Source organism: Flagellimonas marina, from assembly GCF_042651185.1.
Taxonomy (GTDB): Bacteria; Bacteroidota; Bacteroidia; order Flavobacteriales; family Flavobacteriaceae; genus Flagellimonas; species Flagellimonas marina.
On record NZ_JBHSCL010000007.1, the window covers coordinates 358199 to 377681 of the forward strand.

Genomic DNA, 19483 nt, shown 5'->3' on the forward strand with positions numbered 1-19483 from the left:
ATCGGCCGGTACCAGGCTCATTCCCATACCTAACATAATTAGGGCAAGGGACAAGGGTAGGAACAGTTGGGATATAAATTCAGTAATGGTCATAGAAAAATAGGAGTTTGGTGAATAGTCTATTAATGTGCACTACGTGAAGTTCTAAAATCTATTTAAAATAACCGTTACAAAATTGATGGATTGGTTCCACCAATTGATGGTTTTGGTTTTCAGAGTCCTTGATGGCTTTTCTCGGCCTTGCAGATTATCAAAATTAAGCGTGAGATCATCGTATTTGGCCTGAAAATAATGTATATCTTCGCCAAAATTTTATGACTGATGGCGAAATCAGACAATAACCGCAACCGGAAACCTTCCCGAAACACCAAAGGGGACGAGGGTAATCAGCGAAAGCCCTATTCCAAAAATTACAAACCCCAAGACAAACGAAATGCCCCGGTAAAAAAATCGAATCCGGATGAGATTCGGTTGAACCGTTATATTGCCAATGCAGGCATTTGCTCCCGAAGGGAAGCGGACACCTACATTGCTGCGGGGAATGTCTCGGTCAATGGAAAGGTGATTACCGAAATGGGCTTTAAGGTAAAACGTTCCGACGATGTCCGTTTTGATGGAAAACGCCTTAATCCCGAGAAAAAAGAATACATCCTCCTCAACAAACCCAAGAACTTTATCACCACCACCAGCGATGAAAAAGGGAGACGCACGGTTATGGAACTGATTTCCAGTGCCACCAAAGCCCGCTTGTTGCCCGTAGGTCGTTTGGACCGAAACACTACCGGTCTTTTGCTCTTTACCAATGATGGAGATTTGACCAAAAAATTGACGCATCCCAAACATGGGGTTCGCAAGATTTACCACGTGCATTTGGACAAAAGTTTAAGCTTGGCCGACCTGCATAAAATTGAGGCCGGTCTGGAACTCGAAGATGGCCCCATTGAAGTGGATAGCATCAGTTTTATCCAAGGGGCTCCCAAGCGCGAAGTGGGTGTGGAAATTCACAGTGGTCGCAACCGAATCGTACGCCGTATTTTTGAACATTTGGGCTACGAAGTGAGCAAACTTGACCGCGTCATCTTTGCCGGATTGACCAAAAAAGACTTGCCCCGTGGCCATTGGCGCCACCTTACCGAGCAGGAGGTGATCAATTTGAAGATGATAAAGTAAAAAGCGCCGTTAGCTTTAGGCGGGATTTTTCCAAAAAAAATCCCCTGCACTTTAAGTGAGGGGAATGCCATTCTAGAAATTACAATTCTAATTAAATCTGCTCTTTTTCTTCTTGGTCTGGTTTTGGAGCGTAATGTTCCAAGAACTGCCTTTGCATCTCTTCCATTTTTTTATGGATTTTGTCCAAATCCATGAAGTCCCGTCCTATTGGACTTTCAAAAAAATCATCTTTAAAGAACTGCTTGCTAAAAAGAGAATCTTCTGCAAAGAAATTGGGAAAACCATCATCATCAAATTGGGAAAAACTTCTCGAAAATCTGGATCTAAAGGACGTAAACAAACTATCACGGTCCATTTGGGCCAAATCTTCGGCATATTCTGAAGAAGACCATGAATAAATGGAATCGTATTGGATCAGGTTTCCATTTTCATCAAATTCCCGGTTCACTTTCCAGCTACCCTGGGGCTGTTGTGCAAGATTTTGGTTTTCTCTATTTTCTTTGGTATTGTTTTCTTGTCCATTGCAACCAAAACATACCCACGAAAGCAAGGAAAGTAGTACAAACTTTTTCATAGGGCATAATTTTAAGGTTAAACAAAATAATGGGAGAGGCCTGAACGAGGCCTCTCCAGAATTACCGTACCTTAAGCTATTTTAATGCTGCGGGCCGGTTTTTTAATGGCTTCTTCTTTTTTGGGCAAATGAATGCTCAAAATACCATCTTTATATTCCGCTTTGATCTTATCTTCATTTACGGTTTCCGGCAAAGAAAAGGAACGCTTGAACGAAGCATAACCAAATTCCCTTCTAATATGGTTGTCCTCATTTTCCTGATTTTGTTCATTGGTCTCTGCCGAAATGGAGAGTACCTGATTGTCCAGATCTAGAGTGAAATCTGACTTTTTTAACCCGGGGACCGCCATATCCACGTAGTAGGAATCCTTGGTCTCCCTAATATTGACTTTGGGAAGGGTAAGGCCCGAATTAAAATTTGATGTAAAAACTGAAGGGAGCTCCCTGTTGAACAATTCATCAATCCAGGAAGACCACATGGGGAAGGTTAGGCTATTTGAATTTGATTTTGCCACACTTCCATTTTTTGTTGCAACTAAATTACTCATAACTGCTAAATTTTAGTTAGACAATAATTCAAATGTTCAATAGTGCATAGACAAAAAAAATGCCAAACCATTTCATGGGGAATGTGAAAGGCTTGACTTTAAAATTTTTTAAGAATACAGATGATATCCTTCAATAAAAATTAACAGACTGGATGTCAGTATGTCACAATCAACAATGTCATTTTTTCGGGCCACTGACAGTCTGAAACAATGTCCATTGATTGGGGTCCAGTATGATGCTGTCTGGACGGAATTTTGATTGTATTTCAAAGTTTTGGGATCGCCCATCCACTTGAATCGTTTCAACGACCATTTTTCCATCTTTTACCAACCCAATTTCCAAAGGAAACTGGAACACATGATGGGATTGCATTTGTTCCAGATTTAGAACGACTTTTCCCTTTTCGTATTCCCAATTCCATTTCAGTTGTGGATGGCCTTCGGTAAATAACCATTGCTGAAAAAAGCCTTCCAGCCTTTTACCCGAAACGGCTTCCATCACCTGCCGAAAGTCATCGGTCAGGACATTACTGTTGCGATAGGTGGCATAGTATTGCCGAATCCCTTTCCAAAACGTATCATCGCCCAAGGCATACCGAAGCATGTTCAATACCCAACCCGCTTTTTGATAGGTATTGGTGCTGAGTACCCGCATAGGGTCGGTAATGGTGAGGTCCACGATTGGGGAAGGGTTGGTTTTGTAATAGGCAATAATTTCCCTGCGATCCGTGGCCAATTCTTCTTTTCTGCGTTCATCACCATACACATTTTCCAAATATAGGATGCTGAAATATGTCGCAAAACCTTCACTGAGCCACACGTGGTTCCAACTTTTTTCTGTGGCCGAATTGCCAAACCATTGGTGTGCAATTTCATGGGCAATCAAGGGTTCAACGGTGTTATTTCCGGTGACTGAATTTTCAAAATAAGCAATGGTACCTGCATTTTCCAATCCGCCCCACTGGGTTTTGGCCTGCATATTGGCCAGTTTGGCATAGGAATAGGGGCCAATGGCATTGATGAAATAGTCCAGCACCTTCCCGGCTACAGTGTAATCGTGAAAACCCTCCAAGCGATTTTGTGGATACACCCAAGCCGAAACGGGAATGCCCTGTACCTCGCCCACTATCCGACTGGCAAACTCTGTTACACCAATGGTCATGACCTTGGTGGCCACAGGAGCAGGTTCATTGTAAATGGTAAGCTTATAGCCGTTTTCAAGGTTGCTTTCTTCAATCTTTTCACCGGTCGCCACCACATCGTAATGATCTGGAGCGGTAATTTGAAATACCACACTCGCCTTATCATACGGATGGTCTACCGACGCAAGCCAATGCCGTGCCAAGTTGGGCCAGTTGTCGCCAAAAAAGGAGCGTTTTCCGAATTTGGTTGTAGAAATGACAAGGCCTCTTTCGGGGATACCGTGATATTTTATGCTAAACGTTTGCGTTTTGGCATCTGTTTTTGGAACAATATTGATTTTGTTTTCGGTGTAGGTGTAGTCCGCTTGTAGGCTGTCCTCCAATACCTCTGTAACTTCCATGCCAAATTCCCCTGATTTTGAAACCAAATCCAAGGCAAAAGGGGTCGCTTTTTCTTTAAAGGAAACCGTTACTTGGGTTTCACCTTGAATTTCGTTTGAAGCATCAGTTAGGGAAAGTCCAAACACGTAGTGTTGCACATCTACGTTTTCATTTTTGGGATATTGATCTTGGGCATTTCCAAGAAAACAAACCAAAACAAAAGCCAGAAGGAAGGTTACAATTCGTTGTTGCATAAAGAAATCACTAAGTTGATGGTTCAAGATACAATTTTGGGAAGAGTTTAGGGAATTTCTCAAAATGTAGGAGTAGCTAGAGGCCCTAGGCAATGTTGTGCTTTTATAGGTAGTTATTTCAAATCCTTTTTCAATGAATCTGGATCTTGCCTTGTATCAAAAACCGTGACGATTTCAATTTCCTTGGTTTCTACTAAAATCCGATAGTAAAAAGTAGATTGCTTTGTGATCACGCATTTATAAAGCCCTTTTATTTCCTTTGATTCGGGGCAACTTTTGGGTTGCGATGATATTTGGGAGATTTTTTGGTTAAGCTTTTCTACAAATTTGTCCCTTGCTTTTAAACCCCAGTTTTCAATTAGGTAATCGTTCAATTTTAGAAGTTTAGCCTCAGCTAGCTTCGATAAAAATACATGCATCAGGAAATCTTCTTAATAAATGAATCGTACGAAACCCTTTTGCCTTGATCGAGTTCTTCCAATCCTTTCTTTATCTCCTGTTGTTGTTCGGGGGATAGTTCGTTCCAAAAATCCTCTTGCTCACTTTTGATAATGTTGGCAATTTTTTCGATAATACTTGCATTATCAATCTTCAATATGGCCTTTATTAATTCTAGCTTGGAAGTTTGAATATCCATGACAACCGCTTTGAATCAAAGGTACAAATTTAATCAGTTCATGGGGTTTAAGACACAGTTTAAGGAAGAGCTTAGGTGTTTTTACCGGGAACTAAAAAGATTAAAAAGTTACTTTTAATCTTCGATGATCATCAAGGCATGGTACAAATTATCAAGGTATTTTTGTTGGTTTTCATCGTCCTTAAAATACCTTTGGTAATTCACACCGCATGATTCAACATCCAAAATGTTTTTTGTGTTGAATGACCAATCATCGTTATCCTCAACAGTTATTCCCAAACCATCATTACAATTTTGCCAATGGGTAGAGAATCGGGTTTTTTTATGTAGTGAATTGAAATCAGCATACACCGTAAAACCGTTCATTTCTGAATTATAAAACTTTACAATGGAAGTAATCGGTACTCCTCCCCAGAGTATTGTGACTCCCTCCGAAAAAGAGATCTGTATAATATTTTTTTCTTGGAGTGGTTTTTTTTGTTCCTGTTTTTCCCAGAAGTATTGTTTTTCATAAATGATTTTAGTCCCTTTTGGCACCAAAATCCCTTTGACAATTGTTGGCTGGGCCGTTATATAAAAAGGCCTTTTATCAGGTTTGTTGAGGGTGTAGGCAGAAGAAAGTGCAAAAAGATAAACCAAGAAACTTACAATGGCTATCAGCAGTATAACCCCAAATACGATTGCTATATTTTGTGTTTTCAATTTTTGATGGAAATTTTACGTCGTTATTGCAAGCTAGGAGTGAAGCTACCATTTTTAACCTTTAAAAAGTAACCCAAATTGACAGATGCGCCCTATGAGTTGATTACTGGCTAAAAAGAAAAATCAGTTTTTAAAAATTCAGAGCCTTTTGCGTTTTTAATGCAACCAAATGATTTGAAAAAAGGAGGGATTTTAAAATGGCAATATCGATTTGTGTATGGCTTCGTTACGGACTTTTTCTGTGGAAAATATACGTCTGTACTGAAGATAGTTAATTGCAAAGACTTCCATTTTGGGAAATCCGCCCACAATTAATTATAAACCGTGTTAGCCTAAGTTTTTTATCTCCAATTGTCAAATTTTCGAGATAAAAACGAACAAACAAGTAATTCACAAGTCCTGTTCTTATCTATATTCACTTGTTCAAGTTTACAATTCTTGTCATAATCAATTTCAAGTCCGGTTTTGTCCTTAATCCGCTCAATATAGACTTTCCATCTGGTGTCATTTGATGGAATTGGGAACAATACAAAAGCAACAATTCCCTGAGCTGAGTTTAATTTTTTTGCATCTCTTACTATTGATTTAATATTTTTCGTAATTGGTCTACTGTTATTACTTATTCCGTCAATTTTCCAATTTGTGTTAGAAGTTTTCAATTCGACCTGATGATAACGTCCATTATTAAAAAATGAAATGTCCGCTCGATTGTGTCCAAAACCATTTTGAGATTCGACCTCCACATTTTCCATTCCAATGTTTTCGAGTCGGTTGGCCAATTCAAATTTCAACCATCCCTCAAATTTGGCTTTTTGTCTGATAGGTATCTTTAATAATTCTTTGTTATCACTTACAATTAAAGAGATTTGCTTAAGAATTATTTGGTCCAATGATTTGATAATTTTATTGAATTTGGAAATGTATGCTAGCTATAAGGATATGAATCTGTTTTAATACTTAGGCTACGCTCAGTACATAGTGATTTATATTGACCGATACGTGAAGTTAGGATTTTTACTACTTAAATCCAGCCCAAATGGACAGATTTATCCTATGAATATATAGATTGCTAAAAAAAGATGAGCTTTTAGGAATCCAGCGCCTTCTCCATTTTCAGACGGATCTCTTCCAAGCACAAATTCCCTAAACTGCCCTCGTGGGTATGTTCAATGTCTCGTTTGGGTTTAAAATTGCCATTTTCTATAGCCTTGCCCATGGTTTTGTAGGCATCCCTGAACGGCATCCCACTTTTTACGAGTTCGTTTAAGGTGTCTACACTGAAGAGATAATCGTATTTGGAGTCTTCCAGAATGTTGGGGTTCACTTTAACTTCCTTTAAACTAAAGGTCATCAGTTCCAGACACGCCTGCATGTCCTGTAGCGCGGGGACGATAACTTCCTTTACCAATTGTAGATCTCTATGATATCCACTGGGCAAGTTGTTCATGATCAGGGTGAGCTGATTGGGCACCGACTGGATTTTGTTGCACTTGGCCCGAATCAGTTCAAAAACATCCGGGTTCTTTTTGTGTGGCATGATGCTGCTTCCCGTAGTAAGTTCATTGGGGAAGGAGATAAAATCAAAATTTTGGCTCATGTAGAGGCAAATATCCATGGCCATTTTGGACAGCGTCGCAGCTACGCTCGAAATTCCGAATGCGGCTGCTTTTTCCACTTTGCCGCGACCCATTTGGGCGGCCACCACATTGTATTTTAAGGTGTCAAACCCCATTTCGGCGGTGGTGAAACTTCGGTCAATGGGGAAGGAACTACCATATCCAGCCGCACTTCCCAACGGATTTTGGTCCGCCACTTTATGTGCCGCCTGTACAAAGTACAGATCGTCCACCAAACTTTCAGCATAGGCCGAAAACCAAAGTCCAAATGAGGAAGGCATGGCAATCTGCAAATGGGTGTAACCGGGCAGCAACACATTTTTGTGCTTGTCGGCCAAATCCAGCAATAAATCAAACAAAGATTTTACTTGCGTAGTGATTTCGGTCAACTCATCCTTGAGGTACAACTGCATAGCGACCAAAACCTGGTCGTTTCGGGAACGGGCCGAATGAATTTTTTTTCCGGTATCGCCCAATTTTTCAGTGAGGAGAAATTCAATTTTGGAGTGCATATCCTCAAAATCATCCTCAATGGTAAATTTGCCTTTGTCAATATCCTTTCCAATGCTTCCCAAAGCCTTCACCAAGTCTTCGGATTCTTCTTCGGAAATCAATCCCACTTGGGCCAGCATTTTGGCGTGAGCGGTGGAGGCTATGACGTCGTATTTCGCCAAGACCAAATCCAATTCGCGGTCATTTCCAACGGTAAAATGGTCTATTTTTTTATCGGTACTAAAACCTTTGTCCCAGAGTTTCATATTTTCTTGTTTGTCATTCCCGCGAAGGCGGGAATCTAATAATTTCGGTATCCATTGCCCTTCGACTTCGCTCAGGGCCCAATTTTCGTATTCTTATTGTAAAAATCCAGAAAGGATTTTGATATAAAGGTCGATGCCTTCCTCAATTTCGTTTACATAAATAAATTCATTCGCCGAATGCGAACGTGTACTGTCTCCAGGCCCCAATTTCACGGATTGGCAACTCAACGCCGCCTGATCTGAAAGTGTTGGGGAACCATACGTTTTTCTCCCCAGGTCCAGACCACTTTTTACCAAATCATGGTCGGGGCTAATACAGGATGAATTCAATCGCAAGGAGCGGGGCGTCATTTTGCAAGGTGCTTCCTTTTGCAACATATCTGAAATCTCCTGATTGGAATAGCAATCATTCACCCGAACATCCACCACCAAGTCCACTTGCGCAGGTACCACATTGTGCTGCTTTCCGGCATTGATTTGTGTAACGGTCAGTTTTACTTCGCCCAAAGCATTGGAAACTTTATCAAACGTATAGTCCTTGAACCACTGTAGCACATTAATGGTATTGTAAATGGCATTGTTATCGTTAGGATGTGCCGCATGTGAGGGGGTTCCTTCCACAACAGCATCAAAGACCACAAGGCCTTTTTCGGCAATGGCCAAATCCATCAAAGTGGGCTCGCCCACAACCGCAACGTTTATTTCGGGAAGGATGGGTAACAACGCCCGAATACTTTTTTCGCCTGCATCTTCTTCCTCTCCAGTGGCAGCCATAACAATATTATGGCTCAACCCCTCCATTTCATAAAAATGGACAAAAGTGGCCAAAAGCGATACCAAACAACCACCGGCATCATTGCTGCCGAGACCATACAATTTACCATCCTCAATATGGGGGTGGAAAGGGTCTTTGGTATAGGCACTGTTTGGTTTTACGGTATCATGGTGCGAGTTCAAAAGCAAGGTGGGTTTGGACGCATCAAAATGTTTGTTGAAGGCATATATATTATTGTATTGCCGCTCGGTTTTCACCCCGAAACCCTGTAAAAAGGTTTCAATGGCATCGCCGGTTTTATCCTCTTCACCCGAGAAGGATGGAATTGAAATGAGTTCCTTTAGCAGCTCAATAGCTTTTTCGGTCAATGTTTCTTGATTGATTTTCATAATGTTACGGTAGTAAAATTTGGGTTACCTTTTTCCAGCATATCAATATCTCCGATACATACTTTCTTTACTTGATTTTTGAGGGCGTAGAAACAGTTGTGCATTTTGGGTAACATTCCATTGGAGATAATGCCATACGCCAAAAGTTCTTCGTACGTTTTGGAATTGATATGGGTAATGACCGAATTTTCATTCTCCACATCCTCCAACACACCTTTCTTTTCAAAACAGTAGTAAAGTGTGGTGTCAAACTGGTCCGACATGGCAATGGCCACTTCGGCAGCAATGGTATCGGCGTTGGTGTTGAACAACTGTCCTTTTCCATCGTGTGTCAAAGCACAAAAAATTGGGGTAAAACCAGCCTGTAACAGTTTAAAAATACCATAGGCGTTTACTTTGTCCACATCGCCCACGAAGCCAAAATCAACCTTGGTAACCGGTCTTTTATGGGCCAGAATGGCATTCGCATCCGCTCCGCTCATACCTATGGCGTTGGTGCCGAAAGCCTGCAATTGGGCGACAATCTGTTTACTTACCAATCCACCGTAGACCATAACGGCGATTTCCAAACTTTTTTCATCGGTTATTCTTCGGCCGTTGATCATTTTGGCCTCAATACCCAGTTTGTTGCCAATCTGTGTGGCTTTTTTTCCTCCTCCGTGCACCATGATTTTGTTCCCCGGCAATTTGGAAAAAAGCTCTAAAATTCGGACGAACCCCTTATCATCTTCAATGAGGTTGCTCCCTACTTTTACGATGGATAGTGTTTGTTTCATAAGGCTTCCAATATTTTTTTCAGTACAATCTGTGCCGAAAAGGTTCTATTCAATGCTTGGTTGATTACCAACGAGTTGTTGCCATCCAAAACCGCATCTTCCACAACAACATTTCTCCGCACAGGAAGGCAGTGCATAAATTTAGCTTGTCCCAATTTTTGTTGCGTCATGGTCCAGTTTAGGTCTTGGTGCAGTACTTTGCCATAATTGGTGTAGCTGCTCCAGTTTTTCACATAGACAAAATCGGCATCCTTGAGTGCTTTTTCTTGATTGTACTCAATTTGGCACCCTTGGGTGATTTTAGGGTTGAGTTCATACCCTTTGGGGTGGGTGATGATGAATTCCGCATCCTGCAACTTCATCATTTGGGTAAATGAATTGGCTACGGCATGAGGCAAAGCCTTTGGATGGGGCGCCCAAGACAAAACAACTTTTGGTCTAGCCTTTGGGGTGTGCTCTGCTAAAGTTATGGCATCTGCCAAAGCCTGCAAAGGATGACCCGTAGAACTTTCCATATTTACCACAGGAACCGTAGCATATTCGGCAAAACCAGAAAGCACTTCCTCAGCTTCGTCCTTTTCCCTGTCCTTTAAATCGGGAAAGGCACGAATGGCAACAATGTCGCAATATTGGGAAACCACTTGGGCAGCCTCCTTGATGTGCTCTGAAGTGCCTTGGTCCATTACAGACCCATCTTGGTACTCCAAGACCCAACTTTCACTGCCAAAATTCATGATCATGACTTCCATTCCCAGGTTCATGGCTGCTTTTTGTGTGCTCAACCGTGTCCGTAGACTATTGTTGAAAAACAACAGGCACACCGTTTTGCGTTTCCCTAAATCTTCAAATTGATAGGGATTTTGTTTTAAGGTAATGGCTTCGTCCACCCAATCGGGGAGTGACTCAATATCGTTTACGGATAAAAAATGTCTCATTTTAATGCGTTTTGCAGAGCTTCAAAAAATAGGTCTACATGTTCTTTGGTGATGTTCAATGCGGGTAAAAACCGCAATAACTTCTTGTTTTTGGCACTGCCGGTAAAAATATGCTGATCATAGATCAGTTTTTTTCGGAGTTCGGCCACTTCAAAATCGAACTCAAGACCGATCATCAATCCTCGGCCCTTTACGTTCTTGATTTCTGGAATTTCTTGGGCCTTTTCCCTGAAATAGGCTCCCAATTCATCTGCATTTTCGGTGAGCCCTTCGCTTTCCAATACTTCCAAAACAGCCAAACTCGCGGCGCAAGCCAAATGGTTTCCACCAAAAGTGGTTCCCAAAAGCCCGTAGGAAGGTTTAAAAGTCTTATGAATCAATACACTACCTACAGGAAAGCCGTTGCCCATTCCTTTTGCGATGGAAATGATATCCGGTTGGACACTGAGCGTAGTCGAAGTGTCCAAATGGTGCTGAAAAGCAAAAAATTTACCGCTTCTTCCATACCCAGATTGGACTTCATCTGCAATCAGAACAACATGATACTCCTTACATTTTTTGGCAATGAATTGATAGAACTCCGTGGTAGGTTCGTCCAATCCTCCCACACCTTGAATGGCTTCCAAAATCACGGCACAATATTCACTGGATGAAATCGCTTTTTCGAATGCATCAAAATCATTCAGTGGGAGAAAGGTAACCGCCTGCTGCTTGTTGATGGGCGCATTGATGCTAGGGTTGTCTGTAGCGGCAACCGCTGCTGAGGTTCTTCCGTGAAAACTATTGTTAAACGCAATGACCTTGGATTTTCCTGTGTGGAACGATGCCATTTTCAGCGCATTTTCATTAGCTTCCGCACCAGAATTGCACATAAACAGGTCGTAGTCCGAACAACCGGAAAGTTGACCTAACTTTTCCGCCAATTCTTCCTGAATAGGGTTTTGGATGGAATTGCTATAAAAGGCGATTTTATCCAATTGATCCTTGATTCGTTTTACATAATGCGGATGGGTATGCCCTATGGAAATAACGGCGTGACCGCCATAAAAATCCCAATATTTTTGGCCTTTATCATCCCAAACTTCAATGCCTTTGGCAGAAACCGGGGTAACATCATAAAGCGGATATACGTCGAATAATTTCATTGTTTTGTTTTTACACCCCTAAAGTCCCACTTCGACTTCGCTCAGTGCGGGCTCTCATGGGAACATTTTAGGTTTATCCTTTTTTAATTTGACTGATTTTTTCAAAGGAACTCACAATGCCTCGAATAAGCGAGGAGCTCAATCCTTGGTGTTCCATTTCATTTAATCCTTCAATGGTGCAACCCTTGGGTGTGGTAACCCTATCAATTTCCTCTTCAGGGTGGCTGCCGGATTCAATGAGAAGACTAGCTGCTCCGTTGCAGGTATGCATGGCCAACTCTTGGGCTTCCTTGGCATCAAATCCCAACTGAATGGCACCTTGGGTGGTAGCACGAATCAACCGCATCCAAAAGGCAATTCCACTCGCACAGATAACCGTAGCGGCCTGCATTTGTTCCTCTGGAATTTCCATGGTGTGGCCCATTCGGTTAAAAATGGCCTTGGCCAAATCAATTCGTTTTTTTCCAAGTTCGTTGCTACAGATACAGGTCATGGATTTCCCCACAGAAATAGCTGTATTCGGCATACTGCGTATGATAAATTTGTCCGAACCGATGATGTCTTCAATTTTAGGAATGCTAAAACCCGTTATGGTACTAATGATGACGTGCTTTTCGGTGAGTAGGTCCTTTGTTTTCTCCAAAATGGAGGTGAAATGACCCGGTTGTACCGCAAAAATGAGAATGTCCGAGTTTTTTACCGCTTCTTCGTTGTCTGAAGTAACCGTAACGTTCCCGTATTTTTCAAAATCTTGGATGGATTTGGTATTTCGTTTGGTGAGGTACATGGTGGTGGCGCCGTTGGTATGCAAAATCCCTTTGGCAATGGCCAATCCCAAGTTTCCCGCTCCTATGATTGCTATTTTCATATTTAACTTTTTATCATTCCCGTGAAGACGGGAATCTGTTTATTTTACCCTTCGATCTCTTGTCGTCATGCTGAACTCGTTTCAGCATCTCATCAAAAAGATTGTCATAAATTTTATGCGACCCTGAAATGAATTCAGGGTGACGTTCTACTTAAATCCATTAAAAAACGCCTGCTTTTAACAATAGCCCTTCGATTTCAGGGAAACCAAACATCAGGTTCATATTCTGTACGGCTTGGCCAGAGGCGCCCTTCAGCAAATTGTCCGTTGCCGAGGTCACCAAAATCAAATCTTCATGTTGGTGCAAATGAATATGACATTGGTTCGTATTCACTACTTGCTTTAGATGGATTTCATCATCTGAAACATGGGTGAAAGGGGCATCTTTATAAAAATCTTTATACAGGTTTTTTACTTCCTTTAATTCACCTTTAAAAGTGGTGTACGATGTTGCTAAAATTCCTCGGGTGAAGTTTCCTCTGTTGGGTAAAAACAACAATTTTCCAACTGGATTCCCGTAAGAACCCAAACTCTCCCCGATTTCACCCAAATGTTGATGGGTAAATGGTTTGTACCAAGAAACGTTGTTGTTCCGCCAACTAAAATGTGAAGTGGCCGATAATCCAACCCCTGCTCCTGTACTTCCGGTCACGGCGTTGGTATGCACATCGTTCTTTAATAACCCAGCCTTTGCCAAAGGCAATAAGGCCAATTGAATTGTGGTGGCAAAACAACCGGGATTGGCGATGGCATCCGCAGCTTGTATAGCCGACTTGTTCAATTCAGGAAGTCCATAAATAAATCGCTGGCCATTAAAATTGGAATCAGCCTGTAATCTAAAATCGTTGCTGAGGTCTATAATTTTTGTTGATACTGAAAAGGTGTTCTCATTCAAAAAGGAAGTTGAATTACCATGGCCCAAGCATAGAAAAACGACATCTACATTTGGGTTGATTTCTCCCGAAAAGACCAAATCGGTCAACCCCAATAAATCTTGATGGGCAGAGGTGATGGGTTTTCCCGCCCGTGTGGTGCTATACACAAAATCGATTTCGGCTTCAGGATGGTTCAATAACAATCTGATGAGTTCTCCACCTGTATACCCAGAACCGCCTATTATTCCTGCTTTAATCATGCTTTTGGTTTACGTGGTTCGCAATTTTCCCTGAGTTGGATAAGATTTTGATGAAGCCTTTGGCATCATCCGCAGTCCAACCTTTGTTCATTTCCCCATAACTTCCAAAGGAAGCATTCATCAAATCATGGTCTGAAGCGATTCCATTCAATTCAAATCGGTAAGGATGAAGCGTTACAAAAACATCCCCCGAAACGTTCTTTTGGGTATCGGTTAAAAAGGCCTCAATATTTCGCATCACTTCATCCAGATAATTCCCTTCGTGCAACAACATGCCATAAAAATTGGCCATTTGCTCTTTTTGATACTGTTGCCACTTGCTCAACGTATGTTTTTCCAACAAATGATGGGCCTTGATGATGATCAACGGGGCAGCCGCTTCAAAACCAACCCGGCCTTTGATTCCGATAATGGTATCACCCACGTGAATATCCCTGCCAATAGCATATTTGGATGCAATGGCCTCCAATTTCTCAATATTGGCAACAGGTGAATCCTGTTCGCCATCCAAGGCTACAAGTTCTCCTTTTTTAAAAGTCAGTTTTAATTCTTTGGGCAATTCTTTTTCCAATTGACTTGGATAGGCTTTTTCCGGCAACGCAAGATGCGATGTCAAAGTTTCTTCGCCCCCAACCGATGTGCCCCACAAACCTCTGTTGACGGAATATTTGGCCTTTTCCCACGAATAATCGATTCCGTTTTGTTGCAGGTAATTGATTTCTTCTTCCCGGGCCAATCGTTTATCCCGAATTGGGGTGATGATTTCAATTTCTGGAGCCAATATTTGGAAAATCATGTCAAACCGTACTTGGTCATTTCCAGCCCCGGTACTTCCGTGGGCAATATATTGTGCGCCTAATTTTTTAGCGTGATTTACAATTTCAATGGCCTGAACAATTCGTTCCGCACTTACGGAAAGGGGATAGGTGTTGTTTCTGAGGACATTTCCAAAAATGAGGTATTTTACCACTTTTTCATAAAAATTAGAAATGGCATTGATGGAGGTATAGGTAGTTGCCCCCAAAGCAAGCGCTTTTTCCTCAATCTCCTTAATTTCAGCTTTGCTGAATCCACCGGTATTAACGCTTACGGCGTGTACTTCAAATCCTTCTTCTTTGGATAGATATTTGGCACAATAGGAGGTGTCCAATCCGCCGCTATAGGCTAAAACTAATTTTTTCATTCTGCTTGTTCAAATTTGGGTGTCGCATCGAGCGCAGTCGAGATGTTATGTCGTTCTCGACTGCGCTCGAACTGACATTATGGTTTTTGTTTCTTCTTTAAGAAAAGAGTTTCTTTTATATTCTTTAATCGTTGAAAGGCCTTCCCATTCAATTTTTTGGATTCTGTATCTTTTTCACTCTTTTTTTCATTGGCATCGTAAAGCATTCCGGTGCACAGGCACATTTTTTGTTCGGTACGCGTAAGAATGTCGAAGTTTTTACAGGTTTGGCAGCCTTTCCAAAAGTCAGGGTCATCGGTAAGCTCCGAAAAGGTTACGGGTCTATATCCAAGCTCATAATTCATCTTCATGACGGCCAACCCAGTAGTAATCCCAAAAATTTTGGCATCAGGGAATTTCTTCCGGGAAAGCTCAAAAATGGCTTTCTTAATTTTTTTGGCCAAGCCTTGGTTTCTATAATCTGGGTGTACAATAAGCCCAGAGTTGGCGACAAAATCTTTGTTGCCCCAAACCTCGATATAACAAAACCCGGCAAATGTATCGCCGTCCAAAGCAATAACGGCATTGCCATTTTGGAGACGCTTCATGATATACTCAGGGGTACGTTTGGCAATTCCTGTACCACGCACCTTGGCAGAATCTGCAATAGTATCGCAGATAATCTGGGCGTATTTAAAATGTGATTCGTTAGCAATTACAATATCCATTGCAAGCGATTAAACAGATAAAATTAAAAATTGATGTTTTGATGGTTTTGCGGAAATGGACTCACCTATTTCCATAGATATTAGTGCACCCTTACGGGCGACGACGTGGAGAAAATGGACGGACTGGAGCAGGGTTGCTCAAAGCTGTAAATATGTATTCTTGTCCTTTCATTGTGGGATAAAAGTACAAATTAATTCCAACTGACCTAAAGATTGATTTATTTTTTGAAGAAATATAACTTTTTTGAACCTCTACTTATTATTTCATAAATAAAGAAGCCAATGACCAAAATGTATTCAATGGCCAATAGCCAGAGATTTTCCTTGAAATCGGGGTTGGAATACGCTTGATAACTAAGCACAATGGCCAAGGACCAAACAAGTGGGAAACGATATTTTGTAAACAGCGAGAGGCCCATCAGAAAAACAACATACCAAGGATGCACGGTGCTGGACAGAAAATAATAGAAGGATAATACCAAAACCATTGCGGTGATCACACTTTCCAGCGTGTTGTTTTTCCGAAGGAAGGTGATGAGCAAGGTGATGCCCAGAATTACTTTGGTGATGATTTTTCCATAGGACTCAATTAATTCCCAAGGTTTGGATTCATAATTGACCACTGCAATTTTTTTGATGATGTTGTAAATACTCGCATTGAACTCAAAATTGGAGAACCAAAGTTTTAGGGTTTCGGAGTAATTCTCGATAAAGGATGGTGCATAAAAAGGTAGAAGCAACAAAACACATCCCACTCCCACAAGCCCGTAGAACATGACACTTTTTTTAACCCCAAAGTATCTTAGAAAGATGGGCAAGAATAGCAAGGGCATGAGCTTAACCATGATTGAGAGAGAATACATCGGCGTGGCAAGAATCCATTTCTTTTTTGAAATGAGGTACAAGGCCCAAACCAGAAAAAACAACATAACCCCTTCAAAATGGAGGTTGCCTGTTAATTCAATAATGACCAAAGGGTTCAAGAAATACCAAAAGGACACATGTGTGGATTGGTTGAGGTTTTGGAGCAATTTTCTTCCGAAGTATAGGACACCGATATCAGCCAAAATCAAGGTCAATCGCATAACTATGATTGAACCCAAAATGCTACCTCCACCTAAAATAGCCGCCAGAGCAAACAGTAGCTGATTGATAGGTGGGTAGTTGCTATAGTTTTTGGCATGGAGCGCCCCCATATTGGTGTGGAGTTCTTGGGCATTGGCAATGGCCAAACTAGATTTACCTATCAGGTCATTTGGGGTATGGAGGTAGGGGTTAAGCCCATTTTTGATGAGCTCCCCATCCCAAATAAATCGATAAAAATCTTGGGAAAGGTTAGGCTCGGAAAACAAAAAAATCAATCGAAATAGAATTCCTGCGACCAAAAGGAACTTAAAGTTCCATTTTTCAAACTGCATGAGTTTGACCATAAAAAAGAACAGCCCAGCAAAAAGCGTGAGCAGTTTTATAAAATCGGTGCGGACCAAATCATAACCAAAACTTGCATAGAACAACAAGCTCCCGATGACAAAGAGTATCGGGTATTTGTGCAAGCGCCAGTAAGATTGCATGGGTTTTAGGCCTTGGAGGTCAGCGACTTAAAGAAAACAAAGCCGAAACCTAAGAACAACATCAAATGGAATGGGAACAATCCGTAGTCATTCAAAGGAACAGCACTGTACATTCCAAATAGGAAGTAGATCATCAAAGCAAATTCCAAAATCATATTGGGCGATAGTTTTTTCGCCAAATATTTGTTGCCTTTCCAAGTGTCCGTTATGCTGTTGATGTTGAACTTGGGAGTTCTCACAAATTCACTTCGCTTGCCCAAATGGCCTTCCAAAACAGCCACGGTGTTGTGCAAAGAGAATCCAAGTGCAACAGAGAAGAAGGTGAAAAAGAGTTTGATGTAGTCCACAAAGTTGTCAAAACTGCTTCCCTGAATGCTTTTGTACGTAAACCAATAGCAAATGAAGAGAATAATGGTACTGATGATGAAGAAGCTGGTCACCTCAAATATCCAACCCAAATGGCCATACGTATTTTTGATGTAGAGCATGGGAATGCTCAACAAGGCTACAATGAATACGCAAAGGAACATGGAGCTGTTCAATAGGTGCATAACTCCGTGAAACTTGGTTTTTAGGGAAATATTCTTGGATGTGATTACACTCCAAACTGTCTTTCTGAAGTTTTCGGCACCGCCTTTATTCCATCGGAACTGTTGTGAACGTGCCGCGCTGATCACCACGGGCAATTCAGCAGGAGTTTCCACATCTTCCAAATATTTAAACTTCCAGTTTTTCAATTGGGCGCGGTAGCTCAAATCCAAATCTTCGGTCAAGGTGTCCCCTTCCCAGTTTCCGGCGTCCAGAATACATTCTTTTCTCCAAATACCGGCCGTACCGTTAAAGTTGATAAAGTGTCCTTTTGAGTTTCTACCTACTTGTTCCAAGGTAAAGTGGGCATCCAAGGCAAACGCTTGAATACGGGTGAGGGTGGAATAATCGCGGTTGATGTGCCCCCAACGGGTCTGCACCACACCGATTTCCTCATCTTTGAAATAAGGAACTGTCTTTTTTAACCAATCACTTTCAGGAAGGAAATCAGCATCAAAAATGGCGATAAACTCACCTTTGGCAATGGCCAAGCCTTCTTTGAGGGCACCGGCTTTATATCCTTTGCGGTTTTCCCTACGGATATGTTGTATATCGAGTCCGTCTTTTTGGAGCTCTTCGATTCGTTTGGCCGTTTCAATGACAGAGTCATCGGTGGAGTCATCCAATACCTGAATTTCCAACTTACTTTTTGGGTATTCTATTTTGGCAATGTTGTCCAACAAACGCTCCATCACATACTCCTCATTGTAAATGGGAAGCTGAATGGTAACAAACGGTATTTCCTTGGGATCTAGAAGGTTGAACTTGGGCGCTTCTTCATTTCGCTTTTTATAGCCTAAGTAATTGATCAGCAAGTTTAACTGTGACAAACTGTAGAAGAAAATCAAAATTAAGGCTGTACTATAAATAGCAACAATGATAAGAGCAATTGTGAGTCCCATATTATTTTAAACTGTATTTAAAAATCCAACCCAAAATTTTTATGCCAGCAAATATAGTACCTTTTAGCGTACCTGACACTTTTGAAACACCAATTCTTCGTTTATAACGCACTGGTATTTCGGTATATGACATGTTTTTTCTCAGAACTTTGAGCTGCATTTCCACCGTCCACCCGTAAGTTTGGTCCTGCATCTCCAATTTTTTGAGTTTTTCATACTTTATGGCCCTAAAAGGTCCCAAATCCGTAAATCTTGCGCCAAACAGGATTTTCATTAAAAATGTGGCCAATTTGTTGCCAAAAACCTGTTGTGGCGTCATGGAACCGGGTTCCCTCAGCGACTTTTTTCGAGCGCCGACCACAAAATCTATGTCATTTTCCAAGATTGGGGCGACTACCTTATCCAGTTCCTCTGGATAATCCGAGTAGTCTCCGTCGATAAATACGATAATGTCTGGCGCTTTGGATTGTTGCTCTACATAATTAATTCCGCGCAAACAAGCGGACCCATATCCGGTGCGGGTTTCGGTGATGACAGTGGCTCCGGCTTTTTTGGCATTTTCCTTGGTATTGTCGGTAGAACCGTTGTCAACTACGATAATTTCGGAAACGTGCTTAGGAATTTCAGAGACCACTTTTCCTATGGAATCTCCTTCGTTTATTGCGGGAATGATGACCTTTATATCCGCCATGGACTACCTGTGGTATTTATTTTGGTTTGAGGTTGC

At 41.5% G+C, this 19483-nt stretch carries 20 protein-coding genes; 1 reads left to right on the plus strand and 19 read right to left on the minus strand.

What is annotated here, in order from left to right; translation table 11 throughout:
* Window positions 1-321 precede the first annotated feature (321 nt).
* The gene (locus ACFOWS_RS12800; protein ID WP_379765121.1) at window positions 322-1170 is read left to right on the plus strand and encodes a pseudouridine synthase; all 849 of its coding nucleotides are present in this window, start codon (window positions 322-324) and stop codon (window positions 1168-1170) included.
* A gap of 91 nt (window positions 1171-1261) precedes the next feature.
* Here ACFOWS_RS12800 and ACFOWS_RS12805 read toward each other — a convergent pair whose 3' ends face one another.
* The 19 genes from ACFOWS_RS12805 to ACFOWS_RS12895 all read right to left on the minus strand — a co-directional run bounded on the left by ACFOWS_RS12805 (window position 1262) and on the right by ACFOWS_RS12895 (window position 19447).
* A complete protein-coding gene (locus tag ACFOWS_RS12805) occupies window positions 1262-1744 on the minus strand; it encodes a hypothetical protein (protein ID WP_379765122.1) in 483 nt (160 codons plus the stop codon).
* A 71-nt stretch (window positions 1745-1815) separates the two neighbouring features.
* A complete protein-coding gene (locus ACFOWS_RS12810) occupies window positions 1816-2292 on the minus strand; it encodes an Hsp20/alpha crystallin family protein (protein ID WP_379765123.1) in 477 nt (158 codons plus the stop codon).
* 178 nt (window positions 2293-2470) lie between these two features.
* Window positions 2471-4096 (minus strand): M1 family metallopeptidase, encoded by a 1626-nt coding sequence (locus tag ACFOWS_RS12815; protein ID WP_379765124.1) that lies wholly within the window; start codon window positions 4094-4096, stop codon window positions 2471-2473.
* An 86-nt stretch (window positions 4097-4182) separates the two neighbouring features.
* Window positions 4183-4488 carry a type II toxin-antitoxin system RelE/ParE family toxin gene (locus tag ACFOWS_RS12820; RefSeq protein ID WP_379765126.1) on the minus strand — a complete coding sequence of 102 codons (306 nt, stop codon included), beginning with the start codon at window positions 4486-4488 and terminating at the stop codon, window positions 4183-4185.
* Complete coding sequence (locus tag ACFOWS_RS12825) at window positions 4488-4706, minus strand: hypothetical protein (RefSeq protein ID WP_379765128.1); 219 nt, start codon at window positions 4704-4706, stop codon at window positions 4488-4490. Before ACFOWS_RS12825 ends, ACFOWS_RS12820 begins: the two co-directional genes overlap by 1 nt.
* A gap of 114 nt (window positions 4707-4820) precedes the next feature.
* Window positions 4821-5408, minus strand: a complete 588-nt coding sequence (locus tag ACFOWS_RS12830; RefSeq protein WP_379765130.1) for a hypothetical protein — start codon at window positions 5406-5408, stop codon at window positions 4821-4823.
* Window positions 5409-5749: 341 nt separating this feature from the next.
* Window positions 5750-6298 (minus strand): hypothetical protein, encoded by a 549-nt coding sequence (locus tag ACFOWS_RS12835; RefSeq protein ID WP_379765132.1) that lies wholly within the window; start codon window positions 6296-6298, stop codon window positions 5750-5752.
* A 197-nt stretch (window positions 6299-6495) separates the two neighbouring features.
* Entirely contained in the window at window positions 6496-7782 is a 1287-nt protein-coding gene (gene argH, locus ACFOWS_RS12840) for an argininosuccinate lyase (protein ID WP_379765134.1), read from the minus strand.
* 93 nt (window positions 7783-7875) lie between these two features.
* Window positions 7876-8946, minus strand: coding sequence for a M20 family metallo-hydrolase (locus ACFOWS_RS12845; RefSeq protein ID WP_379765135.1), 1071 nt, complete (start codon window positions 8944-8946; stop codon window positions 7876-7878).
* Window positions 8943-9722: an acetylglutamate kinase gene (argB, locus tag ACFOWS_RS12850; RefSeq protein WP_379765136.1), complete on the minus strand. Its 780-nt coding sequence runs from the start codon at window positions 9720-9722 to the stop codon at window positions 8943-8945. Before argB ends, ACFOWS_RS12845 begins: the two co-directional genes overlap by 4 nt.
* Complete coding sequence (locus tag ACFOWS_RS12855) at window positions 9719-10657, minus strand: acetylornithine carbamoyltransferase (protein WP_379765137.1); 939 nt, start codon at window positions 10655-10657, stop codon at window positions 9719-9721. The genes argB and ACFOWS_RS12855 overlap by 4 nt, the downstream gene beginning before the upstream one ends.
* Window positions 10654-11802, minus strand: a complete 1149-nt coding sequence (locus ACFOWS_RS12860) for an aspartate aminotransferase family protein (protein ID WP_379765138.1) — start codon at window positions 11800-11802, stop codon at window positions 10654-10656. The genes ACFOWS_RS12855 and ACFOWS_RS12860 overlap by 4 nt, the downstream gene beginning before the upstream one ends.
* Before the next feature lie 73 nt (window positions 11803-11875).
* Window positions 11876-12670 (minus strand): pyrroline-5-carboxylate reductase, encoded by a 795-nt coding sequence (proC, locus tag ACFOWS_RS12865; RefSeq protein WP_379765139.1) that lies wholly within the window; start codon window positions 12668-12670, stop codon window positions 11876-11878.
* A 160-nt stretch (window positions 12671-12830) separates the two neighbouring features.
* Entirely contained in the window at window positions 12831-13805 is a 975-nt protein-coding gene (gene argC / locus ACFOWS_RS12870) for an N-acetyl-gamma-glutamyl-phosphate reductase (protein WP_379765141.1), read from the minus strand.
* On the minus strand, window positions 13798-14988 hold the full coding sequence (locus tag ACFOWS_RS12875; RefSeq protein ID WP_379765142.1) for an argininosuccinate synthase: 1191 nt from the start codon (window positions 14986-14988) through the stop codon (window positions 13798-13800). The genes argC and ACFOWS_RS12875 overlap by 8 nt, the downstream gene beginning before the upstream one ends.
* Before the next feature lie 77 nt (window positions 14989-15065).
* Window positions 15066-15695: a GNAT family N-acetyltransferase gene (locus ACFOWS_RS12880; protein WP_379765144.1), complete on the minus strand. Its 630-nt coding sequence runs from the start codon at window positions 15693-15695 to the stop codon at window positions 15066-15068.
* A gap of 218 nt (window positions 15696-15913) precedes the next feature.
* Window positions 15914-17266, minus strand: coding sequence for a polyprenol phosphomannose-dependent alpha 1,6 mannosyltransferase MptB (gene mptB / locus ACFOWS_RS12885; RefSeq protein WP_379765145.1), 1353 nt, complete (start codon window positions 17264-17266; stop codon window positions 15914-15916).
* 5 nt (window positions 17267-17271) lie between these two features.
* Window positions 17272-18756, minus strand: coding sequence for a cellulose synthase family protein (locus ACFOWS_RS12890; RefSeq protein WP_379765146.1), 1485 nt, complete (start codon window positions 18754-18756; stop codon window positions 17272-17274).
* Between the two features lies 1 nt (window position 18757).
* Entirely contained in the window at window positions 18758-19447 is a 690-nt protein-coding gene (locus ACFOWS_RS12895) for a glycosyltransferase family 2 protein (RefSeq protein ID WP_379765147.1), read from the minus strand.
* Window positions 19448-19483: the final 36 nt, after the last annotated feature.